This is a genomic window from Pantoea sp. WEP, from assembly GCF_041678305.1.
Lineage (GTDB): Bacteria > Pseudomonadota > Gammaproteobacteria > Enterobacterales > Enterobacteriaceae > Pantoea > Pantoea dispersa.
In genome coordinates this window covers 2,898,201-2,923,437 of record NZ_JBGNXB010000001.1, presented here as the reverse complement: position 1 = coordinate 2,923,437, position 25,237 = coordinate 2,898,201, and the positions used below count along the sequence as shown (strand labels likewise).

The window sequence follows — 25,237 nt, the reverse complement described above, 5'->3', positions numbered from 1 at the left end:
ACTGCCACAGTCTGGTTTTCGTTTTTTAGTGCCAGACAATGTGATGTTCCAGCGGTTCATCCCAGCCTGGCAGGTTGCCACCGTGATCGCCGCTGGCGGTTAGCGTGCTGTCAGCGCTGTGCCACTCATCCAGCCATGCTTCGCTGAAGGTCAGCGGCAGAAGAGCGGGCGCAATATCATCCTGCTGCATCGCCAGTTCCATCAGTGCACAATCAATCGCGCTGAGATCGCTGTCATCAATTGGCGTGATAATAGCGGCAGGCTGCGGCAGTACGGTAATCAACTTATTGTAACGGCTGCTGACATGCCCCTGTTCATCGACGAACTCTGCACTGAATACATGCTGTGCCGCGCTTAAATCGGCGGGCTGAGCGAACTGCCAGTGACCCTGTGCGTCGCCCGTTACCACTTCAATCAGCACATTATCGATATAAATAAGCACCTGAGCGCCCGCCGCCAGCGTGCCGCTAAACATTTTCGGCTCACCGCTGTCATCGTAATCCACCGCATAGTCGTGTTGCTGTATGTCGCGCAGCACAGCCACCTCTGGCAGACTCAGCGGCTGCCGGGCTGGGGGCGTGGGGATCGCCGACGGGTGGGACGTCTGAGGTTCAGCGGCATACCATGCCGCAGGCAGCGCGCTGACCAGCGACAGCGCCGGGCTGAGCGCCGGAACCTCAGGCAGGCTGTGCCAGACGCTCTCGCCGGCGGCCTGCTGGGCTGACTCCAGCGGCGGCAGCGCTGGCAGCAACGGCGTTTCATCCGGCGTTACGCTGCGCAGTTCGGTGAACGGCAGTGCGGGCGCGGGCGCAGACGCAGGCTGCGCGCTTTGCGGCAGGTGCAGATGAATTTCGTCGTAGCGGTGGTCGATGCTGATGGCGGTTGCAAGAAACGCCAGTTCGCACGACGCATGGGGCGTCACGAACGGATTGGTGATATCCATGGGCGTGGTGCGCGCTTTTAGCGCATCCAGGCTTTCGCCCGACGCGCCGCTTCGCGGTCTACCAGAGGATGGACCTGACACATCCGCCGCCCGCATAAAATCGAGCTCATCGATATGAAAGGATGATTGCATAATCTGACCTTTATGAAAAAACACTGAGAAAATAAAAAATAATAAACAGGCTCTTATGGCCTCAGCGGTTAAAGCGACAGATTTGCGACAGGAATTAAGCTGTTTAAGCAGAATTTTTGCGATTGCGCCGCAGCAGGGCGCAATCGCGGCAGGAGATTACTTCACTTCCAGGCCTTTCGCCTGCATATCAGCGTGATAAGACGAGCGGACGAAGGGACCGCAGGCGGCGTGGGTAAAGCCCATCGCCAGCGCTTCTTCTTTCATCTCATCAAATTCAGCCGGGCTGACGTAACGCTGTACCGGCAGGTGGTGACGGCTTGGCTGCAGGTACTGGCCGAGGGTCAGCATGGTGACACCGTGGCGACGCAAATCGCGCATCACCTCGATGATTTCCGCATTGGTTTCCCCGAGACCGACCATCAGACCGGATTTGGTTGGCACGTCCGGATGCGCTTCTTTGAAACGCTCCAGCAGCTTCAGCGACCACTCGTAGTTGGCGCCCGGACGCACCTGGCGATAGACGCGCGGTACGTTTTCCAGGTTATGGTTGAACACATCCGGCGGCGTAGCCGTGAGGATCTCCAGCGCGCGATCCATACGCCCGCGGAAGTCCGGCACCAGCGTTTCAATTTTGATGGTCGGGCTTTTCTCGCGGATGGCGCTGATGCAGTCGGCAAAGTGCTGTGCACCGCCGTCACGCAGATCGTCGCGGTCCACCGAGGTGATCACCACATAGCGCAGCGCCATGTCGGCAATGGTTTGTGCCAGCTTCAGCGGCTCGTTGGCGTCCGGCGCGTTTGGCCGACCGTGTGCCACATCGCAGAACGGACAGCGGCGGGTACAGATGGCACCGAGGATCATAAAGGTGGCGGTGCCGTGGTTAAAGCATTCGGCAAGGTTAGGGCAGGAAGCCTCTTCACACACCGAGTGCAGGCCGTTTTTACGCATCGCCGCTTTGATGCCCTGAATGCGGCTGGAATCCGCAGGCAGCTTGATCTTCATCCACTCCGGCTTACGCAGGATTTCCTGGCGTTCGGTGACCACGGTTTTTACCGGAATCAGCGCCATTTTGTCGGCATCGCGATACTTGACGCCACGTTCCATCTGAATTGGTTTACTCATAAATCTGCAGGTTCCGGTCGGGATTGCGATTTGAAAGCTTCCTCACTCAAACTGAGAACCAGGCTTTCAACTTTATTTGAAGAAATTGCAAAAATTATATCATCTCGCCGGGGCAGAAGCAGCCGATAAGCCGTGGCGAAAGTTACAATTTTGTAAATGCGCACGTACGGTCAAGGTCAGCACGCGGCCTCATCATGCCATTCCGTGTCGCTAAAGCCGGTCAGGCGCGCGAAATGCTGCACCAGGCGCGGTTGCACGTCCGCCGGCGTGACGCCGGGCCGGAAGGCGCTGATCTGCGTCATTTGCATGCCGGCATAGCCGCAGGGATTGATGCGCAGGAAGGGCGCCAGATCCATCGCGACGTTGAGCGCCAGACCGTGAAACGAGCAGCCTTTGCGGATGCGCAGGCCTAGCGAACAGATTTTCGCATCGCCAACGTATACGCCGGGCGCATCCGCACGCGCACGCGCACTGATGTCGTAATCAGCCAGCGTAGCGATGACTGTCTCTTCCAGTGCGGTGACCAGCTCGCGCACGCCCAGCTTGCGGCGTTTAACGTCAATCAGTACATACATCACCTGCTGGCCCGGGCCGTGATAGGTTACCTGGCCGCCGCGATCGCTCTGTACCACCGGAATATCGCCCGGCACCAGCACATGTTCGGCTTTGCCCGCCTGGCCCTGAGTAAACACCGCGGGGTGTTCCACCAGCCAGATTTCATCGGCGGTGGCGCTGTCGCGCCGATCGGTAAAGTGATGCATGGCATCGGAGACGGGCTGCCAGTCGCGCTGGCCAAGCTGACGAACAAGAAGCGTATTAGCAGACAAAGCAGAAGTCCGGTAGCGAGTGGAGGGCAGAGTATAACGCTGGCAAAGCGGCCTTTACCAGCGTCAGCATTACAGCACCATGCGCACGATTTCGATGTTGCCCAGCTCTTCGTACAGGGTTTCCACCTGTTCGATGTGGGTGGCGTTAATGGTGATCGAAACCGAGTGATAATTGCCTTTGCTGCTGGGCTTCACGTCAGGGCTGTAGTCGCCGGGCGCATGACGCTGCACCACTTCAACCACTTGATCAACCAGCTCCGGTTGCGCCAGGCCCATCACTTTGTAGGTAAAAGGCGTCGGGAATTCGAGCAGTTCATTCAGTTTGGTTTTCATATTAACTCCGGTGCATAAAAAACAGGCTCCCGCCGAAGCGGGAGCAATATAGTAGCTTATCTGGGGACGGATTGGCGATTTTTCAAGCGCGCCTTAGCCGAACCAGTGATGGAACATCAGTTTGATGTAATCGATGATGCGGCTGAAGAAACCGCCTTCCTGCACTTCGTTCAGTACCACCAGCGGACGCTGTTCGATGGTTTTACCATCCAGCTGGAAGTTGATGCTGCCCACGACCTGGTTTTTCTGCAGCGGCGCGTGCAGTTCGGTGTTGTTCAGCACGTAACTGGCCTTGAGGTCTTTCATGCGGCCGCGCGGGATGGTCAGGTAGGCATCTTTTTCCACGCCGAGCTGCACGCGATCGCTGTTGCCAAACCATACCGGCTCAGACGCAAACTCTTTGCCCGCCTTCAGCGGTGCCACGGTTTCGAAGAAGCGGAAGCCCCAGGTCAGCAGCTTTTTACTTTCGGTTTCACGGCCTTTGAAGGTGTGACCGCCCATCACCGCCGAGATCAGACGCATCTGGCCTTCGGTCGCTGACGCCACCAGGTTATAGCCGGCGGCTTCGGTGTGGCCGGTTTTGATGCCGTCGACGTTCAGGCTGGTATCCCACAGCAGGCCGTTACGGTTCATCTGGCGGATGTTATTAAAGGTGAACTCTTTCTCTCTGTAGACCGCGTACTCATCCGGCACATCGCGAATCAGCGCCTGGCCAATCAGCGCCATGTCACGCGCCGTACTGTACTGACCGTCAGCATCAAGACCGTGCACGGTCTGGAAATGGGTATTTTTCAGGCCCAGCGCGCCCACGTAGTTATTCATCAGGTTAACGAACGCGTCCTGGCTGCCGGCAACGTAATCGGCCATCGCCACGCAGGCGTCGTTACCGGACTGCAGCACGATACCGCGCGTCAGCTGAGAGACCGGTACGCGATCGCCCGGCTTGAGGAACATCAGCGAGGAGCCTTTGAACACCGGATTGCCGGTTGCCCAGGCATCTTTACCGACGGTAACAATGTCATCCTGATGGATTTTGCCCGCTTTGACCGCCTGGCCGATGACGTAGCTGGTCATCATTTTGGTCAGACTGGCCGGGTCGCGGCGCGCGTCCGCGTTCTTTTCCGCCAGCACTTTGCCGGAGTTATAGTCGATTAGCACGTAAGCTTCGGCATCGATGTCCGGCACGCCCGGAATCATGGTTTTCAGATTAACATCATCTGCAAAGGCAACGTGGCTGAGGGAGAGAGCGACCAGTGATCCCACTGTCAGGCGTTTCAGAAAACGAGAAGGTTTCAGCGTATTCATGTTCAGGACTACAGCATCCGTGGGGTTAAGAGTGAAAAAAGTGCCTTACTATAGCAAAGCTGCCATCGTGCGACATCTGGCTTTATGCCTCAGTGTCAGCAGGCAAGGGCACGGCCCGTCACATTGACGGGCGGGCCGTGGTAATAAAGGAGCTGATCTGCGCTTCAGTGCTCAGACGCTGCTGCAGCGCCGCGGCCTGAGCCCGGCTGCTGAAACCGCCAAGCTGCACGCGGTAGACATTGCCATTGGCTTCCACCGCGCCGGGTACACCAAAGCGCTGGCCAAGGCTGTCCGCCATCTGCCGGGCGCGAGCGGCATCATTCAGGGCGCCAACCTGTACCACAAAACCGCTGCCGGCATGGGCGCTGGCGTTGTGGCTGGCCGGAGCCGGGCTCGCTGCCGCAGCCGCAGCCGGTGCGGCAGGGCTGGGGGCAACCGGTGTAGCCGGCGCGCTGCCTTCCAGTACGCCGCTGGCTAACGGCTGCGGTGCGCCGAGAAAGCCGCTGCTCTGCACCGGTGCGCCGATGTTGCCGTTGCTCTGCAGTGAACTGTTATCCACCGCGCGGACGTCCTGTGCGGCAGGCGCTGGCGCGCTGCTGGCGCCGGTCATCACCATGCCGCCGCTCAGGTCAGGGCGCGCCGGCAGCGCATAGCTCTGTTTGGCCACGGTGGTGCCGATGGTGCCCGGACCGGATACTGAACCGTCCGGCGCTACCTTGATGTAATCCACCCGTACGCGGGTGTTATTGGAAATATTCAGGCGATCGCCCGCGGCGCGCGACAGGTCAATAATCCGGCCCGGCGTGTAAGGGCCGCGATCGTTAACGCGCACCACAATCTGCCGGCCATTGGCCAGGTTGGTGACGCGCACGTAGCTTGGCAGCGGCAGGGTAGGGTGTGCGGCGCTTAACGCGTCCGGATCATAGGTTTCACCCAGCGCGGTGCGGTTGCCCTGCGCCTCTTCACCGTACCAGGTTGCCAGACCAACTTCACTGTAGTTAGACGGATCTTTAATCACCCGGTAGGTTTTGCCGTTGACGCTGTAGTCCTGGCTGGTAGAGGGATTGATCGGCTCATAGCGCGGCTCCACGCCAGGAATCTCCACCACCGGGCCATTGTAGGCCGGCTGTGGCGGGGCCGTGTTCGTCTGCTGTTCCGGTGTGGAACAGGCAGCCAGTACCAGTGATGCCAGAGCAACCCCAAGCCAGTCCTTACGCATGTGCAGCCTCTTAAACGCTTTTAGATAACATTTTTCGATGAGTGTGGATCGACATCACGATGCCAAATCCGGCCATTAACACAATCAGCGCCGATCCGCCGTAGCTCACCAGCGGCAGCGGCACGCCAACCACCGGTAAGATACCACTAACCATGCCAATGTTAACGAAAACATACACAAACAGAATCAGCATCAGGCCGCCGGACATCACGCGACCAAAGGTGGTTTGCGCGCGTGCGGCAATCACCAGCCCGCGCATGATCAGCAGCAGATAAAGTACCAGCAGCAGCAGGACGCCCACCAGGCCGAGCTCTTCCGCCAGCACCGCGAAGATAAAGTCGGTGTGACGTTCGGGCAGAAACTCCAGCTGCGACTGGGTGCCATGCAGCCAGCCTTTGCCGCGCAGGCCGCCGGAGCCGATAGCAATCTTGGACTGAATAATGTGGTAGCCGGCACCGAGCGGATCGCTCTCCGGATCGAGCAGCATCATCACGCGGTCGCGCTGATAATCGTGCATCAGAAAGAACCACAGAATCGGGATGAACGCCGCCACCAGCAGCACGGCCACGCCAATCAGCTTCCAGCTCATGCCCGAGAGGAACAGCACAAACAGGCCGGAGGCGGCGATCAGAATGGAGGTACCGAGGTCCGGCTGCGCCGCCACCAGCAGCGTCGGCATGAAAATCAGCACCAGCGCGATGCCGGTGTTTTTCAGTGTCGGCGGGCAGACATCGCGGTTGATGAAGCGTGCCACCATCAGCGGCACGGCGATTTTAGCGATTTCCGACGGCTGAAAGCGCACAAAACCGAGATCCAGCCAGCGCTGTGCCCCTTTACTGATGTGACCGAAGGCATCGACCGCCACCAGCAAAATCACGCAGACAATGTAGAGATAGGGCGCCCAGCTTTCATACACGCGCGGCGGCACCTGCGCCATCACCAGCATGATGATGGTGCCCATGGCAATCTGCCCGAGCTTGCGCTCCATCATGCCCGGATCCTGGCCGCTGGCGCTCCAGATAACAATGGCGCTGTAGGCCAGCAGGCTGATGATGATCAGCATAAACAGCGGGTCGATATGGATACGCGTCCAGATCGTTCTTTTCTGGGGACTATCGTTCATCGACATCGTTATTCACCTTCGTAGCCGGGCGGCATGGGTGCGGCTTCTGGCAGCACGGTATTGTTGTCGCCCAGCATTATGTGGTCGAGAATCTGGCGCATCACGGTGCCCACCGCCGGGCCGGCACCGCCGTTTTCCAGAATCATGGTGACGGCGACGCGCGGCTTGTCGTACGGCGCGAAGGCGGTCATCAGCTTATGGTCACGCAGCCGTTCGGCAATCTTGTGCGCGTTGTAGGTCTCATTCTCTTTCAGGCCAAACACCTGTGCGGTACCGGATTTCGCCGCAATCTTGTACGGTGCATCGGCAAAGCTTTTATGCGCGGTGCCGTTGGCGCGGTTGGCCACGCCATACATCCCGTCTTTGGCGATCTCCCAGTAGCCGGAATGAATGTCGCCAATCGGCGCATCCGGCGGCTGGCGATACGGCACCATGCTGTTGCCTTCACGGGTGGCGCGCAGCAGGTGTGGCACTTTAATCACGCCGTCGTTAATCAGGATCATCAGCGCTTTGTTCATCTGCACCGGCGTCGCCGTCCAGTAGCCCTGGCCGATACCGACCGGAATGGTATCGCCCTGATACCACGGCTTTTTAAAGCGTTTCATCTTCCATTCGCGCGTCGGCATGTTACCGGGGCTCTCCTGCGGCAGGTCGATACCGGTACGGTGGCCGTAGCCGAATTTGGTCATCCACTCCGACAGGCGGTCGATGCCCATGTCATAGGCCACCTGATAGAAGAAGGTATCCGCCGACTCTTCCAGCGATTTGGTGACGTTGAGGCGACCGTGGCCCCACTTTTTCCAGTCGCGGTAGCGTTTTTCCGAGCCCGGCAGCTGCCACCAGCCCGGATCGAACAGGCTGGTATTACGGTTGATCACGCCGGCGCTGAGCGCTGAGACCGCCACATAAGGTTTAACCGTGGAGGCTGGCGGATACGATGCCTGCAGCGCACGGTTATACAGCGGGCGGTTCTCATCGCCGAGCAGCGCCTTATAATCTTTACTCGAAATACCATCGACAAACAGATTCGGATCGTAACTGGGTGTGGAGACCAGCGCGAGAATCTCACCGGTGCGCGGATCGCTCACCACCACGGCGGCGCGGCTGCCGGTCAGCAGGGTTTCGATGTACTGCTGTAGCTTGAGATCGATGGTCAGCCAGATATCGCGTCCGGCCTGCGGTGACTGCTCATGCAGCTGACGGATCACGCGGCCGCGGTTGTTGACTTCCACCTCTTCGTAACCGGTTTTGCCGTGCAGCACATCTTCGTAATAGTTTTCGATGCCGAGCTTACCGATATCGTGTGTGGCTGCGTAGTTTGGCCATTTGCCTTCTTCATCAAGTCGCTTGACGTCACGATCGTTGATTTTCGAGACGTAACCCACCACGTGCGTCAGCGTCTGGCCGTAAGGGTAGTAGCGGCGCTGGTAGCCTTTCACTTCCACGCCCGGGAAACGGTACTGGTTCACTGCGAAGCGCGCGACCTGCACTTCATTCAGGCCGGTTTTAACCGGAATCGAGGTAAAGCGGCGCGAGCGCTTGCGCTCTTTTTCAAACGCATCGATATCGTCGTCGGTCAAATCCAGCACCGGCCGCAGATCCTGCAGCGTCTGCTTCAGGTCATCGACTTTTTCCGGCACCAGCTCGGCCTGGTAAATGGTGCGATTGAGCGCCAGCGGCACACCGTTGCGGTCATAGATGATGCCGCGGCTGGGGGCGACCGGCACCAGTTTGATGCGGTTTTCGTTTGAACGGGTGCTGTAGTCGTCGAAGCGCAGGATCTGCAGATGATACAGATTGACCACCAGCACGCTGGAGAGCAGCAGGATGCCGACAAAGGCCACCAGGGCGCGGCGGACAAACAGTTTCTGTTCGGCAGTGTAATCGCGAAAAGCGTTGCTCTGTAATTTCATCCGCTGCGTTTATTGTCTGGAGGTTGTCAGGCGTTTATTCACGGTGATAAGGGTGATTAGTGGTAATACTCCAGGCACGATACAGGCTTTCCGCCACCAGCACACGCACCAGCGGGTGCGGCAGCGTTAACGCGGACAGTGACCAGCTCTGCTCGGCTGCCGCTTTACACGCCGGCGCCAGGCCTTCCGGCCCACCAATCAGCAGGCTGACATCACGCCCGTCCAGCTTCCAGCGCTCTAACTGCTGCGCCAGCTGCGGCGTTTCCCACGGCTGTCCGGGAATATCCAGCGTCACAATGCGGTTGCCTTTGCCCACCGCCGCCAGCATCGCTTCACCCTCTTTTTCCAGAATGCGTTTGATGTCGGCGTTTTTGCCGCGTTTACCGGCCGGCACTTCAGTCAGCTCAAACGGCATATCTTTGGGAAAGCGACGAAGGTACTCCATGAAACCGGTCTGAACCCAGTCGGGCATTTTGGTGCCGACGGCGACAAGCTGCAGTTTCAACGTTTAGCTCCAGAGCTTTTCCAGCTCGTACAGCTGGCGGCTCTCTTCCTGCATCACGTGCACGATCACTTCACCGAGATCGACCACAACCCAGTCAGCAGCCGCTTTGCCGTCGACGCCGAGCGGTTTCAGGCCTGCCGCGCGCGATTCCTGCATCACATGGTCAGCGATGGAGGAGACGTGACGGTTGGAGGTCCCGGTACAGATAATCATGCAATCGGTGATACTGGATTTGCCCTGCACATCAATCGCAACGATGTCCTGGCCTTTGAGATCATCAATCTTATCAATAACGAACTCTTGGAGTGCTTTGCCTTGCAAAAGGTTCCCCTTAAAAACAGGTGATTATGGGCAGGCTGAATGCCCCGGAAAACGCAGCCAAAAATGAAGCGGCGCAGTATAGCACGCGGCGATCAATCGCGATATAAGCCCGCGCGATCGATGTAGTCGATCACCGCCGCCGGCAGCAGATCGGCGCAGTCCTTGCCATGATGGCGGCGCTGGCGAATCTCAGTGGCAGAAATGTCGAACAGCGGCGTATCGGCCAGCCAGATGTGGCCTGCCGGCGCGCGATGCAGCTGCTGCACTTCATGCGCGCGGTGCGCATCCAGCCACTGCTGCATCTCTGGCGTAGCCATCTGCGCGGCGTAGCCTGGACGCTGACAAACCAGCAGGTGACACAGCGACAGCAGTTCCTGCCAGCGATGCCATTTTCCTAACGTTAGCAGAGAATCCTGACCGATGATAAACCCGAGGGGCTGTTGTGCACCGCGCTCGGCGCGCAGGGTTTCCAGCGTGTCCACCGTCCATGACGGCGTGGTGCGCGTCAGCTCGCGCGTGTCGATATCAAACAGCGGACGATCGGCAATGGCGCAGCGCAGCATCGCCACGCGCTGTTGTGCGCTGGCTTCCGGCTGTGGCCGGTGCGGCGGCACATTGTTCGGCAGCAGCGTCACTTTTTGCAGGCCAACCTGCTGCGCCAGCGCGGTGACCGGACGCAGATGGCCGAAATGAATTGGATCGAAAGTGCCGCCAAACAGCGCGTAAAGGTCAGACATCGGTTAAACCCAGCGGAAAATCACGATGGCACAGCAGCAATGACAGCGTCTCCAGCTGCGGCCACAGATTCTGACCGTAGTCCTGCTTCATGGTCAGTTCGAGTTGAGCCAGCAGATGCACCGCTTGCTGCAGCCGTTGCGCATCCAGTCGCTGCAGTGCTTCAGTGAACAGGGCACGGCGGTTCTGCCAGATACGCTGTTGATCCATCAGCGTGCGCAGCGGCTGCTTCGCCTGCTGGCGTTGCAGCTGCAGTAGCGTCAGCAGATCGCGCTGCAGCGTGCGCAGCAGAATCACCACTTCGCTGTCCTCTTTTTGCAGCTGACGCAAAATGTGCAGCGCGCGTTTGCTCTTGCCGGCCAGCAGCGCATCAACCCAGTGAAACGGCGTGAAATGCGCGGCATCGTTCACCGCTTCTTCCACGCGGGGCAGCGTCAGTTTGCCGTCCGGCCACAGCAGCGACAGCCGCTCCAGCGCCTGGGCCAGCGCCAGCAGATTACCTTCATAACAGTAGCAGAGCAGCTGAATTGCCGCATCATCAATACTCAGCTGCAGGGCTTTCGCGCGGGCGGCCACCCAGCGCGGCAGCTGCGCCTGTTCCGGCGTCTGGCACGGCACCAGCACCGCACTGGCGCTGAGCGCTTTGAACCAGGCGCTGTTTTCCTGCGCTTTGGTCAGCTTTGCCATACGCAGCACCAGCATAATGTCGCTGTGCAGCAGCGCCGCCAGTTTCACCAGCTGTTCGGCGATGGCGGCGTTGGGGCCGTTTTCCGGCAGTTGCAGCGTCAGCGTCTGGCGCTGTGTGAACAGGCTCAGCGACTGACAGCTGGCGAAAATCGCCTCCCAGTCAGTCTGCGCATCAACGCTGACGGAAAAATGTTCGTCGAAGCCCTGCTGAGCGGCGGCAGCGCGGATGGCATCTGCGCTCTCCTGAATCAGCAGGGGTTCATTACCGGTGAGAAAATAACAGGCGCGCAGCCCCTCTCGAAGCTGCGCGCGCAGTTGTTCAGGATAGATCCTGATCATTGCAGACTGGTGGCTGACGAGGAGGGCACTTCCGGTGAGTCCGCGCCTGGCGCAATCACTTCAGGTTGCGGCAGCGTCTCTTTGTTGCTCTCCTGCGCGGCGTGTACCGTCAGCAGCTTACGTACCAGCTGCTCGGCGGCACGCTGACGCATCTCCTGCACAATCATATCCTGCTCGGCATCCTTCGCCAGCGCGGCGTTCGGGTTGTCGAAGAACGAACGGTACACCGTGGTGCTGATCGGATAAATGCCTTTGCCCGGCAGCAACACCTGCGCGCTGACGGTCATCACCAGCGAGTATTCGGCGGTGGTGCCGCTGATGAATACCGACGCGGTATCGCGTCCCTGGCTCTCCGCGCCGAGACGCAGCGTCGGGTATTGCGCACTGGCCGCTTTGCTGTCTTCAACGATTTTGACATCGTTGATGCGCAGCTGCTGACGCACGGTGCGCGCCAGCGGGCCATACGGATCGCCGCTCTGGACGATCAGCGTTTTCATTTCCGGTGGCACCTGCGTGGTGCCGCGCGGATGAAAACCACAGCCGGCAGTGACCAGCACTGCAAGCAGGACAAACAGCCTGATAACGAGTTGTCGCACAGTTCCTCCTGAACTTAACCTACGACCAGGTTAAGCAGTTTGCCAGGGACATAAATCACTTTACGAAGGGTGACGCCATCCAGATATTTCGCCACCAGATGCTCCTGTGCCGCACGCGCCTGCACCTGTTCCTGCGTCGCATCCGGCGCCACGGTAATTTTACCACGCACTTTACCGTTGACCTGCACCACCACCAGCAGCGAATCCTCTACCATTGCTGCTTCATCGGCAACCGGCCAGCTGGCGTCGTCGATGCTGCCTTCGCCACCCAGTGCCTGCCACAGCACGTAGCTGGCGTGCGGGGTGAATGGGTAGAGCAGGCGCGTTACGGCGACCAGCGCTTCCTGCATCAGGGCGCGATCCTGTTCGCTCTCCTGCGGCGCGCGCAGCAGTTTGTTCATCAGCTCCATGATCGCCGCAATCGCGGTGTTGAAGGTCTGACGACGGCCGATGTCATCCGCCACTTTGGCGATGGTTTTGTGCAGATCGCGACGCAGCGCTTTCTGCTCATCGTTGAGCGCGTTGACATCCAGCGCCACGGTCGCGCCTTTAGCCACGTGATCGTATGCCAGCTTCCACACGCGTTTCAGGAAGCGGTTTGCGCCTTCCACGCCTGACTCCTGCCACTCCAGCGTCATTTCCGCCGGGGAGGCAAACATCATGAACAGGCGCACGGTATCTGCGCCGTAGCGCTCAACCATCAGCTGCGGGTCGATGCCGTTGTTTTTGGACTTCGACATTTTGCTCATGCCCGCGTAGATCACTTCGCGGCCCTGATTGTCGATGGCTTTGGTGATGCGGCCTTTTTCGTCGCGCTCGACGTTAACGTCAACCGGAGAAACCCAGTTGCGCTCGCCGTTGGAGCCGACGTAGTAGAAGGCGTCAGCCAGTACCATGCCCTGACACAGCAGACGTTTGGCCGGCTCGTCAGAGTTGACCAGGCCCGCGTCGCGCAGCAGCTTGTGGTAGAAGCGGAAATACATCAGGTGCATGATGGCGTGTTCGATACCGCCCACATACTGATCGACCGGCAGCCAGTAGTTCGCTGCCGCCGGATCCAGCATGCCTTCGTTGTAGTTCGCACAGGTGTAACGCGCGTAGTACCACGATGATTCCATAAAGGTGTCGAAGGTGTCGGTTTCACGCAGCGCCGGCTGACCGTTGACGGTGGTTTTCGCCCACTCCGGATCGGCTTTGATTGGGCTGGTGATACCGTCCATGACCACGTCTTCCGGCAAAATCACCGGCAGCTGATCTTCTGGCGTTGGCATTACGGTGCCATCTTCCAGCGTCACCATCGGAATTGGCGCACCCCAGTAGCGCTGGCGTGACACACCCCAGTCGCGCAGGCGATAGTTCACTTTACGCACGCCGACGCCTTTGGCCGCCAGCGCATCGGCGATGGCATTGAAGCCGGCGTCGTGGTCCAGACCGTCAAACTCGCCGGAGTTGAACAGCGTGCCTTTTTCGGTCATCGCTGCGGCGCTGACATCCGGCGCGGTACCGTCGAGGTTGAGTACCACCGGCTTGATGTTGAGATCGTATTTGGTGGCGAATTCCCAGTCGCGCTGGTCATGACCCGGTACGGCCATCACGGCACCGGTGCCGTACTCCATCAGCACGAAGTTAGCGACCCAGACCGGAATCTCTTCGCCCGTCAGCGGATGGATAGCGTGCAGGCCGGTGGCCATGCCTTTCTTCTCCATCGTGGCCATATCCGCTTCGGCGACTTTGGTGTTGCTGCATTCAGCAATGAAGTCAGCCAGCGCCGGGTTGTTGACGGCAGCCTGGCGCGCCAGAGGATGACCGGCTGCCACGGCGACATAAGTTGCCCCCATGAAGGTGTCCGGACGAGTGGTGTAAACCGTGACTTTTTCCGCGCTGTTGGCCACATCAAAGGTGATCTCGACACCTTCAGAACGGCCAATCCAGTTGCGCTGCATGGTCTTAACCTGCTCCGGCCAGTCTTCCAGCTTATCGAGGTCGTTGAGCAGCTCTTCGGCGTAATCGGTGATTTTCACGAACCACTGCGGGATCTCTTTGCGTTCGACTTTGGTGTCGCAGCGCCAGCAGCAGCCATCGATCACCTGTTCGTTCGCCAGTACGGTCTGGTCGTTCGGGCACCAGTTGACTGCGGAGGTTTTTTTGTAGACCAGACCTTTTTCGTACAGTTTGGTGAAGAACCACTGTTCCCAGCGATAATACTCAGGCTGACAGGTCGCCAGTTCGCGACTCCAGTCATAGCCGAAGCCCAGCAGTTTCAGCTGGTTTTTCATGTATTCGATGTTGTCGTAGGTCCAGGGCGCTGGCGCAGTGTTGTTTTTCACCGCCGCCCCTTCGGCGGGCAGGCCAAAGGCATCCCAGCCAATCGGCTGCAGGACGTTTTTGCCCAGCATGCGCTGGTAGCGCGCAATTACATCGCCAATGGTGTAGTTACGCACGTGGCCCATGTGCAGGCGGCCAGAAGGATAGGGCAGCATAGACAGGCAGTAGTATTTCTCTTTGCCTTCCTGCTCGGTCACTTTGAAGGTTTCGTTTTCGTCCCAGTGCTGCTGGACGCGGGATTCTATCTCTTCCGGGCGGTATTGCTCTTGCATGGCTGCCTGTGGTCCTTGTGAAATCGTTTTTTAAACACTTTTGATCCGCATAGCATACCCATAAGGCCGCCCCTCAACAACAATTGACGCCCTCCGGCGGCGTGATTTGTGCGGAATGCGCCAGCGCTTTCACCCTTTTGCGATTTCCTCTGCGCTAAGCGCAGCAAATATGGCAAAGCGGCTAAACTTAACTCAGCATCCGCAGCGGAAAGGAGAACAAAATGAATAATGTGGCGCAGGAGTATCGTGCAACGGTAGCAGCATTAACCCAGCGGCTGGAGCGTGGCGAACGTGATGTCGACGCACTGGTCGCCGAGGCGCGTAGTGCGCTGCTGCAGAAACAGACGCTGACCACCGCCGAAGTCGACGAGGTCATGCGCGCGGTGCGGCGCGATTTGCACGAGTTCGCGCTCAGCTATCAGGAATCCAGCGAAGCGCTCGGCGATTCAGTGTTTCTGCGGGTGATTCGTGAAAGCTTATGGAAGGAGCTGGCCGATATCACTGATAAAAGCCAGCTGGAGTGGCGCGAAGTGTTTCAGGATCTGCGGCATCACGGCGTGTATCAGAGCGGCGAAGTGGTGGGGCTGGGTAACCTGGTGTGTGAAAAGTGCGGCTTTACCCGGGCGATTTACACCCCGGAGAGCCTGACGCGCTGCCCGGAGTGCGGCCACGATCAGTTCCAGCGTCAGCCGTTTGAGCCCTGAATTATCACCGTGCTCTGAAGGAAAAAAAGTATTGCTGCTGAAGGCGTGCGGACTGTCAGAAGGGAACCTGAACACGCCCGGATCGGCAAAACCCGCATCCCTGCGTGCCTCGACACGCGGCATCCCTGCCGCGTGTCGTCCGGCTTAGTTCAGGATCCCTTCTGCCGTAAAAAAGCAGGTGCGGCGGTATGAGTGCATTTGTCACCGCGATGATGAAGCTTAATGATGCGCAAGGCATAGCACCTTGCGGCAGCCTCCGCGCCAGGGAAGGCGCGGCGGCAGGCTCCAGGAGGATTCATGCCGGTGCGGCAAGACGCTATGCCTTGCGCAGTCGGGTACCGCATCACAGCAGCAATATATCGATTTTGGTGAAGTGCAGGAGGGGCAAGATAAGCCCTGACGCTGGCGGTCCGTGGACCGCCAGCATTGTGAGTATTAGTGCAGGATTTTCGCCAGGAAGTCTTTGGCACGGTCGGACTGCGGATTGCTGAAGAAGTCATCCTTGTTGGTGTCTTCAACGATCTTCCCTTCATCCATAAAGATGACGCGATTCGCCACTTTGCGTGCAAAGCCCATCTCGTGCGTCACCACCATCATCGTCATGCCTTCGTTGGCTAACTCCACCATGACGTCCAGCACTTCGTTGATCATCTCCGGATCCAGTGCGGAAGTCGGTTCATCGAACAGCATGGCGATAGGATCCATGCACAGCGCACGGGCGATGGCGACGCGCTGCTGCTGACCGCCAGACAGCTGACCAGGGAATTTCTCCGCATGCGCCGCCAGACCCACGCGCTTCAGCAGGGCAAGGCCCTTATCGCGCGCGGCAGTTTTGTCGCGCTTCAGCACTTTCACCTGCGCCAGCACCAGGTTATCAATGATGCTGAGATGCGGGAACAGTTCGAAGTGCTGAAACACCATGCCCACTTTGCTGCGCAGTTGAGCGAGATTGGTTTTTTTGTTGTTCACCTCGGTACCGTTCACCTGAATGCTGCCCTGCTGCACGGGCTCCAGCCCGTTCACCGTTTTAATCAGCGTCGATTTACCCGAGCCGGACGGTCCGCAGACCACCACTACCTCACCTTTCTTCACTTCGGTGGAGCAGTCGGTCAGCACCTGAAAGTGCCCATACCACTTAGAAACATTTTTCAGGCTAATCATTTAAACCGTCCTTTTTCTTTTCAGATAACTGACCAACAGCGAAGCGCTCAGGCTGATCACGAAGTAGACCAGACCGGCAAACAGAACCATTTCTACCTGGGTACCGTCACGTTCACCGATAGTGGACGCGGTGCGGAAGAAGTCCGCCAGGCTTAACACATACACCAGCGAGGTGTCCTGGAACAGCACGATGCCCTGCGTCAGCAGCAGCGGCACCATGGCGCGGAACGCCTGCGGCAGGATGATCAATTTCATCGACTGCCACTGCGTCATACCCAGCGCCAGCGCCGCGTTGGACTGGCCGCGCGAGATGCTCTGGATACCGGCGCGGATAATCTCCGAATAGTAAGCGGCTTCAAACAGCGCAAACGCCACCATGGCGGAGATCAGGCGGATATCGGTTTTTGGCGACAGCCCAAGCACCTGCTGCAGGAAGCTGGGAACCACCAGATAGAACCACAGCAGCACCATCACCAGCGGTACCGAGCGGAACAGGTTCACGTACAGTTTGGCGAACCAGCGGATCGGGGCGAACGCGGACAAACGCATCACCGCCAGAATGGTGCCCCAGATAATGCCAAACACCACCGCCACCGCCGTGATTTTCAGCGTAATGATCATGCCGTTCAGCAGATAGGGCAGGCTGGGCGGAATCGAACTCCAGTCAAAATCGTACATTATTTGCCCCCCAGGTTGCCGGGCAGGCGGATTTTGCGTTCTACCAGACTCATAATCAGCATGATCACCAGGTTAATACCGACGTAGGCCAGGGTGATAGCGGTGAAAGATTCATAGGCATGCGCCGAGTAATCCAGCAGCTTGCCCGCCTGCGCCGCCAGGTCGACCAGACCGATGGTAGAGGCGATGGCGGAGTTCTTCACCAGGTTAAGCATTTCCGAGGTCATCGGCGGCACAATCACGCGGTAGGCGTTAGGCAGCAGCACGTAGCGGTAGGTCTGCGGCAGCGTCAGGCCCATCGCCAGACCGGCGTTTTTCTGGCCGCGCGGCAGCGACTGAATCGCGGCGCGCACCTGCTCACACACGCGTGCGGCGGTGAACAGACCGAGACAGATGGTTGAAGAGAGGAAAAACTGGATGTTCGGGTCCAGTTCAGCCTTAAACCACATGCCGAGCTTCTCCCCGACCAGTTCTGGCGCCACCAGATACCAGAAGAAGAACTGCACGATCAGCGGAATATTACGAAACAGCTCCACGTAGCAGGTGCCAATCGTGGACAGCCAGCGATTAGGCACGGTACGCAGAATGCCAAAGAAGGAACCTACCAGGAAGGCGATAATCCAGGCGCAGCAGGAGACCGCAACGGTCACCTGAAATCCGGACCACAGCCAGCCGAGGTAAGTCGTATTGCCGAACGGAGCCTGCTGTAAAAAGATGCCCCAGTTCCAATCGATACCCATAACGAGCTCCGGTAAAAAAAGGGTAGCGAGGCTACCCATAAGATTGTTGAGCGGTGTCTTGTGTCCTGCTTCAGGGGAACGGCCTGTTACAGTCTGTCTGTCCGCACCGCGTGTTCAGCAATCGAGAGGGCAGCAGTGCCGCCCTTGTTTTCATTGTTAATTCAGAGTGCTTTGTCGTTCGGTGCTTTAAACAGCGCCTGCATATCAGAAGACAGCTCGAAGTTCAGGTTCAGGTTCTTCGGCGGAATTGGCTGTTTGAACCAGGTATCGAACCATTTGGTGGCTTCACCCGACGTCTGCGCTTTGGCGATGGTGTCATCCATCAGCTGTTTAAACGGCGCATCGTCTTTACGCAGCATGCAGCCGTAGGCTTCTTTGGATTGCGGCGTGCCAGTGATTTCCCAGTTATCCGGTTTCTTCGCCTTGGCTCGTTCACCGGCCAGCAGCGCGTCATCCATCATGAAAGCCACTGCGCGACCGGTTTCCAGCGTGCGGAACGAGTCACCGTGATCTTTCGCGCTGATGATGCGCATATCCATTTTCTTCTCGTCATTCAGCTTGCGCAGCAGAATCTCAGAGGTGGTGCCCGAGGTGACGACCACGGTTTTGCCTTTCAGATCGGCGAAATCTTTGATGTCGCCGCCTTTCTTCACCAGCAGACGCGTACCGATGATGAAGATGGTGTCAGAGAACGCCGCCTGCTGCTGACGCTCTACGTTGTTGGTGGTCGAGCCACACTCGAAATCGTAGGTGCCGTTTTGCAGCAGTGGAATACGGTTTTGCGAGGTGATCGGCAGCATTTTGACCTGCAGATCCGGCTTATTCAGTTTCGCTTTGATGGCGGCAACAATGGCGTTGGAGTAGTCCTGCGAATAGCCCACCACTTTCTGCTGGTTGTCGTAGTAAGAAAAGGGAACGGATGACTCACGGTGCCCCACGACAATCACGCCACTATCATTGATTTTTTTCAGGGTGCCGGTGAGATCTTCCGCCTGGGCCGCGCCCGCTGCTGCGCCCAACAGCAGAAGCGATAATGCCACTTTGCGAATCTGCATGTTCCTACTCCTTCGTGTGAATGTTGCGCAGAACATAAACTGCGCAGATGGTGATGTTGTGTGTATTTCCTGCTGCTTTTTTAATTATCCCTTAGCGCAACTGCGCGCAGGATAGTGATTAACATAGCGAATTGTTAACGTAATGAAACAAAAAAGTTCGTTTTTTGCGAGCCGCTCCGCACCAATAAGAGGCAAAAAACGGCCTCTGCGCCAATTAAGTGCGCGTCGGTGCCAGATAATGGTGCGCAAACAGGGCATTACGCTGACAAATCACGGATGTTGCTAAAACCACTGAAATAATTAGCAATGATCGTGCCAGTACGCGGAGAGCGGGCAAAAAGGCAGCAGAAAGTGGCGGTGACTAAGGATAAAGGGAGCGGAAAACTGCGCAGAAAAAAGGCGAAGCCTGCGCTTCGCCTGGTGAGAGAGGGCGGGATATCAGGCGCGGCGGCGTAAAATTGCCAGCACGATGCCCGCCAGCGTCAGCAGCCATACCGGCCAGATACCGACGCGTGCATACGGCGTTTCCCCGCTGGCAGGCGTGACTGTAGCGCTCAGCACTTCGCGGGTGAACTGCGGGATGATGTTCTCCACGTCTCCCTGCGCATTCACCACTGCGGTAACACCATTGTTCGTTGAGCGCAGCAGCGGACGACCCAGCTCCAGCGCGCGCATACGTGCCATCTGGAAATGCTGCCACGGACCGATCGAATGACCGAACCAGGCATCGTTCGACACCGTCAGCAGGAAGTTGGTGTCCGGACGGAAGTTGGCGCGCACCTGTTCGCCCAGCACGATCTCATAGCAAATGGCGCTGGTGAGGTTGTAGCCCGCCACTTTCAGCTGCGGCTGCAGGTAGGCGCCACGGCTGAACGAGGACATCGGCAGGTCGAAGAACGGAGCCAGCGGACGCAGCAGACCTTCCAGCGGCACAAACTCGCCAAACGGCACCAGATGGTTTTTCTGGTAGCGGTTGCGGCTCTGATAGCTGTAAGGCTGCGCGCCGCCCAGCACAATTACCGAGTTGTAATCGTGATAGCGGTTGTCGCTTTCCACGCGCGAATCAACAATGCCGGTGATCAGCGTGCTGCCGCGCGCGCGCAGTTCGTCATCCAGCGCGTGCAGAAACGGCTGCTGATTACTCTCCAGATCGGTAATTGCCGACTCCGGCCAGATGATGATTGGCGCTTTGCCGATAAACGGCTTGCTGTATGCGGTATAGACGCGCAGCGTGGTCAGCAGCTGCTGCGGATCCCACTTCATTGACTGCGGAATATTGCCCTGCACCATCGCTACATTGACGCTGCGTTGCGGCAGCGGCTGATACCACTGCAGCATCCGCAGTGGCCACGGCAGCAGCAGCAGCACGACGGCGATAATCAGGTTTTTCACGCTGCGGTGGTAGCAGGCCGAGGCCAGCAGGCCGGCAATCACCATCAGCAGGAAGGTGATGGTTTCCACGCCAGCCAGCGGCGCCAGGCCTTTCAGCGGCCCATCGATCTGGCTGTAGCCAAACTGCAGCCATGGAAAGCCGGTCAGCACCCAGCCGCGCAGAAACTCGGTGATCTGCCACAGCGCCGGTGCCGCCAGCGCCATGCGCCACAGCGTGGCATGTGGCCAGAAGCGGTTCAGCAGCAGGGCAAACAGCAGCGGGTAAAGCGCCAGATAGGCGGCGAGCAGCACCACAAGGAACACATTGACCGGGCCGGGCATGCCGCCAAACGTCGCAATGCTGACGTACACCCAGTTGATGCCGCTGCCGAACAGGCCAAAGCCCCAGGCAAAACCGATGCCTGCCGCCTGCGCGCTGCGGCGATCCAGCAACAGCAGTTGCAAACCAGCCAGAGAGAGCAGGGCGGCGGGCCAGAAATCATACGGGGAAAAGGAAAGGGTGCCCGCGGCACCCAGAATTAATGCCAGCAGCAGGCGAACCCGCTGCTGCGAGTAGAGAGAGGCTAATGCCATAAAATTATTCGTCTTCCAGTTGCGGTTGCGGAGAGTCTTCCGGAATTTTCACATGCACCTGGATGATACGGCGGCTGTCAGCCATCGCAACTTTGAATTGGTAACCCTCAATGTCGATGCTTTCACCGCGCGCCGGCAGATGGCCGAATCCCTGCATCACCAGACCGCCAATGGTATCGACTTCGTCATCACTGAAATCGCTACCAAATACCTCATTGAAATCCTCAATCGGCGTCAGCGCACGCACCGTATAGGTGTGGCGGTTGAGCTGACGGATATCGCGATCTTCTTCGTCGTCATATTCGTCTTCAATTTCGCCGACGATCAGCTCAAGGATATCTTCGATGGTCACCAGTCCGGAGACACCACCGAACTCATCAATGACGATCGCCATATGATAGCGCTGCGAGCGGAACTCTTTGAGCATGCGATCGACGCGCTTGCTCTCAGGCACTACCACGACCGGGCGCAGCACTTTTTCCATGCTGAATGGCTCTGCGCTGCTGCTCATAAACGGCAGCAGATCTTTCGCCATCAGAATGCCTTCAACATGGTCTTTATCTTCGCTGATTACCGGGAAGCGCGAGTGGGCAGATTCAATAATCACCGCCAGGCACTCTTCAAGGCTCTGGTTGCGCTTCAGGGTTATCATCTGCGAGCGCGGGATCATAATGTCGCGCACGCGCTGTTCGGCAATATCCAGCACCCCTTCCAGCATGTCGCGGGTGTCCTGGTCGATCAGCTCTTTTTGCTCAGAATCGCGGATCAGCCCCAGCAGATTCGTCACGGTTTTTGGGTTCGCCGTGGAAAAGCTGATTGATTAGCAGGGAGAAAAAACCCTTTTTACTACTGGGTGCGTCGTTGTTTTGAGAATGGTCGTCGCTCATGGCGTTTTTATTTAGTTCTCTCGAATGAGGGAAAGGAACTGCCGGCATCCTCGCCAGCAGCGCAATGTCCTGAACCGGCGGTTCAGACGTCTTCTTTTTCCGAAATGTACGGATCGGGATAGCCAAGAGCAAGCATTATCTCGGTCTCGAGCGCTTCCATCTCTTCAGCTTCCTCATCTTCAATATGGTCATAACCCAGCAGATGCAGCGTGCCGTGAACCACCATGTGTGCCCAGTGCGCTTCAGGGCTTTTGCCCTGTTCGGCCGCTTCCTGCTCCACAACCTGACGACAAATAATCAGGTCGCCCAGCAGCGGCAGCTCAATGCCCGGCGGTGCTTCAAACGGAAACGACAGCACGTTAGTCGGCTTATCTTTGCCGCGATAAGTCAGATTTAGCTCATGACTCTCCGCTTCATCGACCAGCCGTATCGTGACTTCACTCTCAGGCTGAAACGGCGTGACCGCCGCCTCCAGCCAGCGCTGAAACGCCGCTTCTGCGGGCAGGCCGTTTTCATCGGCACACGCCAGCTGCAAATCTAAAATCACCGTGCTCATGAAGGCTCCTGCGGCGTCGGCTGGCTGGCAGTTTGTGCCGCCTGCGCCTCACGCTTACGCTCTTCCGCCAGTTTATCACGGCGTTTCTGGTCCGCTTCTTCCCAGGCTTCATAAGCATTAACAATGCGTGCGACCACCGGATGACGCACCACGTCTTCGCTGTGGAAAAAGTTGAAGCTGATCTCTTCCACATTGGCCAGCACTTCGATGGCGTGGCGCAGACCGGATTTGGTGCTGCGCGGCAGGTCAATCTGCGTCACGTCACCGGTAATCACCGCTTTGGAGTTGAAGCCGATACGCGTCAGGAACATCTTCATCTGTTCGATGGTGGTGTTCTGGCTCTCATCAAGAATCACGAACGCGTCATTCAGCGTACGGCCACGCATGTAGGCCAGCGGCGCGACTTCAATCACGTTGCGCTCCATCAGCTTCTCGACGCGCTCGAAGCCCAGCATTTCAAACAGGGCGTCATACAGCGGACGCAGGTAAGGATCGACTTTCTGACTGAGATCGCCGGGCAGGAAGCCGAGCTTTTCGCCGGCTTCGACCGCCGGACGCGTCAGCAGAATACGGCGAATCTCCTGCCGCTCCAGCGCATCCACCGCGGCGGCGACCGCCAGATAGGTTTTCCCGGTCCCGGCCGGCCCAATGCCGAACGTGATGTCGTGATCGAGAATATTGGCGATGTACTGCGCCTGGTTTGGCGTACGCGGTTTAATCACGCCGCGCTTGGTCTTGATGTTTACCGCTTTACCGTACTCCGGCACGCTGTCGGCCGTCTGCTCCAGCACGCGACTCTCTTTGATCGCCAGATGGATCTGATCCGGTTCAATGTCCGGGATCTGGCCGCGCACCGGCGCGGTATCAACGTACAGCGAACGCAGAATATTGGCGGCCGCCTCGACACTCAGCGCACGGCCGACCAGCTTAAACAGGTTGTCGCGGCGATTGATCTCAATGCCCAGACGGCGCTCCAGCTGTTTTACGTTGTCATCAAACGGACCGCACAGGCTCATCAGTCGACGATTGTCTGCCGGTTCAAGGGCGATTTCACGAGTTTCGATATTCAAATGAATCCTTTGGGTCACTCAGGGCCAGTTGAAAGAAATAGCAGATACCGTACGCCAGGCGTCAGCATCTTTACGGAATTATTTATGGGGTCGCGCCCGGGCGCAAGCTTCAGGGGAGATATTTGGGCGGCAGCTGCGGAAAGCAAGGGCTGCGGGATGAAACAGGCGACAGCGCGTTGTGCGCTGTCGCTCAGTAATCGCGGTCTCAAGGTTGATACAGGCCCACGCCGATCTCATCCTCTTTACGCGTACGCGCAATCACCGATGCCGGACTCTCCGCGACGCGCAGGCCCATCTCCTCTTCGGTGCGAACCACGACGCCACGCAGCGAATTGGTATAAACATCGACGATTTCGACATCAACAAATTTACCGATCATGCGCACGTCGCCTTCAAAGTTGACCACGCGGTTGTTTTCGGTACGGCCGGTCAGCTCCATCACATTCTTACGTGAGGTGCCTTCCACCAGAATACGCTGAACGGTACCAAGCATGCGGCGGCTCCATGCCATCGCCTGCTGATTGATGCGATCCTGCAAAATGTACAGACGCTGCTTCTTCTCCTCTTCCGGCACGTCGTCCGGCAGATCGGCCGCTGGCGTCCCCGGACGCGCCGAATAGATAAAGCTGAAGCTGGTGTCGAAATTAACCTCGCCGATGAGCTTCATGGTCTGCTCGAAATCCTGCTGGGTTTCGCCCGGGAAGCCAATGATGAAATCTGAACTGATCTGGATATCCGGGCGCGCGGCCACCAGCTTACGGATAATCGCTTTGTACTCCAGCGCAGTGTGCGCTCGCTTCATCAGCGTCAGAATACGATCGGCACCGCTCTGCACTGGCAGGTGCAGGAAGCTCACCAGCTCTGGCGTATCACGATAAACGTCGATGATGTCGTCGGTGAACTCAATCGGATGGCTGGTGGTGAAACGAATCCGGTCAATTCCGTCAATCGCGGCCACCAGACGCAGCAGCTCGGCAAAGGTACAAATCTGGTCGTCAAAGGTCGCGCCGCGATAGGCGTTGACGTTCTGCCCCAGCAGATTCACTTCACGCACGCCCTGCGCCGCCAGCTGGGCAACTTCCAGCAGGATGTCATCGCAGGGACGGCTTACTTCCTCGCCGCGCGTATAAGGCACCACGCAGAAAGTGCAATATTTATTGCAGCCTTCCATGATCGAGACAAAAGCAGTCGGACCTTCAGCACGCGGCTCCGGCAGGCGATCAAACTTTTCGATTTCCGGGAACGAGACGTCAACAATCGGACTCTTGCTGCCGCGCACCTGATTAATCATCTCCGGCAGACGATGCAGCGTCTGCGGGCCAAAAACGATGTCCACGCACTGCGCGCGCTGGCGAATTTTATCGCCCTCCTGCGAAGCCACACAGCCGCCCACGCCAATAATCAGCTCAGGATTCTTCGCCTTCAGCTTCTTCCAGCGTCCCAGCAAGTGAAACACTTTTTCCTGCGCCTTCTCACGGATGGAGCAGGTATTCAGCAGCAGAACGTCTGCGTCTTCGGCTTCCTCCGTCAGGGTATAGCCGTGCGTGCTGTTCAGTAGGTCAGCCATCTTCGATGAATCATATTCGTTCATCTGACAGCCCCAGGTTTTGATATGCAGTTTTTTGGTCATTGAACTAGCCATTGATTCTGAGCAGAGAAGTGCAGGGCGCGTATTGTAATGCTTTGGCGCGGGTGTGACCAGCATGCCCGTCATACTTCGCACG

The 25,237-nt window shown here is 58.0% G+C and carries 23 protein-coding genes and 1 pseudogene; 1 reads left to right on the top strand and 23 read right to left on the bottom strand.

Features of this window, described 5'->3' with window-relative positions; genetic code table 11:
* Positions 1 to 25 precede the first annotated feature (25 nt).
* From ABVR31_RS13625 to leuS, 14 genes are all read right to left on the bottom strand, one after another.
* Entirely contained in the window at positions 26 to 1,075 is a 1,050-nt protein-coding gene (locus tag ABVR31_RS13625; protein WP_372773162.1) for a hypothetical protein, read from the bottom strand.
* Between the two features lie 156 nt (positions 1,076 to 1,231).
* Complete coding sequence (gene lipA / locus ABVR31_RS13620) at positions 1,232 to 2,197, bottom strand: lipoyl synthase (protein ID WP_058757902.1); 966 nt, start codon at positions 2,195 to 2,197, stop codon at positions 1,232 to 1,234.
* A gap of 176 nt (positions 2,198 to 2,373) precedes the next feature.
* Complete coding sequence (gene lipB, locus ABVR31_RS13615) at positions 2,374 to 3,024, bottom strand: lipoyl(octanoyl) transferase LipB (protein WP_372773160.1); 651 nt, start codon at positions 3,022 to 3,024, stop codon at positions 2,374 to 2,376.
* Between the two features lie 69 nt (positions 3,025 to 3,093).
* Entirely contained in the window at positions 3,094 to 3,357 is a 264-nt protein-coding gene (gene ybeD / locus ABVR31_RS13610; protein WP_010618866.1) for a DUF493 family protein YbeD, read from the bottom strand.
* A gap of 93 nt (positions 3,358 to 3,450) precedes the next feature.
* Positions 3,451 to 4,662, bottom strand: coding sequence for a D-alanyl-D-alanine carboxypeptidase DacA (gene dacA, locus ABVR31_RS13605; RefSeq protein ID WP_021508587.1), 1,212 nt, complete (start codon positions 4,660 to 4,662; stop codon positions 3,451 to 3,453).
* Between the two features lie 118 nt (positions 4,663 to 4,780).
* Positions 4,781 to 5,881 (bottom strand): endolytic peptidoglycan transglycosylase RlpA, encoded by a 1,101-nt coding sequence (gene rlpA / locus ABVR31_RS13600; protein ID WP_372773158.1) that lies wholly within the window; start codon positions 5,879 to 5,881, stop codon positions 4,781 to 4,783.
* Positions 5,882 to 5,891: 10 nt separating this feature from the next.
* A complete protein-coding gene (gene mrdB, locus ABVR31_RS13595) occupies positions 5,892 to 7,004 on the bottom strand; it encodes a peptidoglycan glycosyltransferase MrdB (protein ID WP_031279886.1) in 1,113 nt (370 codons plus the stop codon).
* 8 nt (positions 7,005 to 7,012) lie between these two features.
* Positions 7,013 to 8,917 (bottom strand): peptidoglycan DD-transpeptidase MrdA, encoded by a 1,905-nt coding sequence (gene mrdA / locus ABVR31_RS13590; RefSeq protein WP_021508584.1) that lies wholly within the window; start codon positions 8,915 to 8,917, stop codon positions 7,013 to 7,015.
* Between the two features lie 34 nt (positions 8,918 to 8,951).
* Positions 8,952 to 9,422, bottom strand: coding sequence for a 23S rRNA (pseudouridine(1915)-N(3))-methyltransferase RlmH (gene rlmH, locus ABVR31_RS13585; RefSeq protein ID WP_058757899.1), 471 nt, complete (start codon positions 9,420 to 9,422; stop codon positions 8,952 to 8,954).
* A gap of 3 nt (positions 9,423 to 9,425) precedes the next feature.
* Positions 9,426 to 9,743: a ribosome silencing factor gene (gene rsfS / locus ABVR31_RS13580; protein WP_021508582.1), complete on the bottom strand. Its 318-nt coding sequence runs from the start codon at positions 9,741 to 9,743 to the stop codon at positions 9,426 to 9,428.
* Between the two features lie 92 nt (positions 9,744 to 9,835).
* Positions 9,836 to 10,480, bottom strand: coding sequence for a nicotinate-nucleotide adenylyltransferase (nadD, locus tag ABVR31_RS13575; protein ID WP_372773155.1), 645 nt, complete (start codon positions 10,478 to 10,480; stop codon positions 9,836 to 9,838).
* A complete protein-coding gene (gene holA / locus ABVR31_RS13570) occupies positions 10,473 to 11,504 on the bottom strand; it encodes a DNA polymerase III subunit delta (RefSeq protein ID WP_021508580.1) in 1,032 nt (343 codons plus the stop codon). The genes nadD and holA overlap by 8 nt, the downstream gene beginning before the upstream one ends.
* On the bottom strand, positions 11,501 to 12,100 hold the full coding sequence (gene lptE / locus ABVR31_RS13565) for an LPS assembly lipoprotein LptE (RefSeq protein WP_021508579.1): 600 nt from the start codon (positions 12,098 to 12,100) through the stop codon (positions 11,501 to 11,503). Before lptE ends, holA begins: the two co-directional genes overlap by 4 nt.
* 14 nt (positions 12,101 to 12,114) lie before the next feature.
* A complete protein-coding gene (gene leuS, locus ABVR31_RS13560) occupies positions 12,115 to 14,697 on the bottom strand; it encodes a leucine--tRNA ligase (RefSeq protein WP_222951174.1) in 2,583 nt (860 codons plus the stop codon).
* A 221-nt stretch (positions 14,698 to 14,918) separates the two neighbouring features.
* Here leuS and ABVR31_RS13555 point away from each other — a divergent pair, with 221 nt between their 5' ends.
* Positions 14,919 to 15,401 (top strand): zinc ribbon-containing protein, encoded by a 483-nt coding sequence (locus ABVR31_RS13555; protein WP_021508577.1) that lies wholly within the window; start codon positions 14,919 to 14,921, stop codon positions 15,399 to 15,401.
* Positions 15,402 to 15,836: 435 nt separating this feature from the next.
* Here the strand turns inward: ABVR31_RS13555 and ABVR31_RS13550 are convergent, their stop codons facing one another.
* The 9 genes and pseudogenes from ABVR31_RS13550 to miaB form a co-directional block, all read right to left on the bottom strand.
* Entirely contained in the window at positions 15,837 to 16,562 is a 726-nt protein-coding gene (locus ABVR31_RS13550) for an amino acid ABC transporter ATP-binding protein (protein ID WP_058757895.1), read from the bottom strand.
* Positions 16,563 to 17,240: a glutamate/aspartate ABC transporter permease GltK gene (gene gltK / locus ABVR31_RS13545; protein WP_021508575.1), complete on the bottom strand. Its 678-nt coding sequence runs from the start codon at positions 17,238 to 17,240 to the stop codon at positions 16,563 to 16,565.
* Positions 17,240 to 17,980: an amino acid ABC transporter permease gene (locus ABVR31_RS13540; protein WP_021508574.1), complete on the bottom strand. Its 741-nt coding sequence runs from the start codon at positions 17,978 to 17,980 to the stop codon at positions 17,240 to 17,242. Before ABVR31_RS13540 ends, gltK begins: the two co-directional genes overlap by 1 nt.
* 161 nt (positions 17,981 to 18,141) lie before the next feature.
* On the bottom strand, positions 18,142 to 19,035 hold the full coding sequence (locus ABVR31_RS13535) for a glutamate/aspartate ABC transporter substrate-binding protein (protein WP_021508573.1): 894 nt from the start codon (positions 19,033 to 19,035) through the stop codon (positions 18,142 to 18,144).
* A gap of 438 nt (positions 19,036 to 19,473) precedes the next feature.
* The gene (gene lnt, locus ABVR31_RS13530; protein WP_372773150.1) at positions 19,474 to 21,000 is read right to left on the bottom strand and encodes an apolipoprotein N-acyltransferase; all 1,527 of its coding nucleotides are present in this window, start codon (positions 20,998 to 21,000) and stop codon (positions 19,474 to 19,476) included.
* A gap of 4 nt (positions 21,001 to 21,004) precedes the next feature.
* Positions 21,005 to 21,887, bottom strand: a pseudogene (corC, locus tag ABVR31_RS13525) (CNNM family magnesium/cobalt transport protein CorC).
* A gap of 82 nt (positions 21,888 to 21,969) precedes the next feature.
* Positions 21,970 to 22,443, bottom strand: a complete 474-nt coding sequence (gene ybeY / locus ABVR31_RS13520; protein WP_278427517.1) for an rRNA maturation RNase YbeY — start codon at positions 22,441 to 22,443, stop codon at positions 21,970 to 21,972.
* Positions 22,440 to 23,513, bottom strand: coding sequence for a PhoH family protein (locus tag ABVR31_RS13515; protein ID WP_058757893.1), 1,074 nt, complete (start codon positions 23,511 to 23,513; stop codon positions 22,440 to 22,442). Before ABVR31_RS13515 ends, ybeY begins: the two co-directional genes overlap by 4 nt.
* Positions 23,514 to 23,718: 205 nt before the next feature.
* Positions 23,719 to 25,143, bottom strand: coding sequence for a tRNA (N6-isopentenyl adenosine(37)-C2)-methylthiotransferase MiaB (gene miaB, locus ABVR31_RS13510; RefSeq protein WP_021508568.1), 1,425 nt, complete (start codon positions 25,141 to 25,143; stop codon positions 23,719 to 23,721).
* Between the last annotated feature and the right edge of the window lie 94 nt (positions 25,144 to 25,237).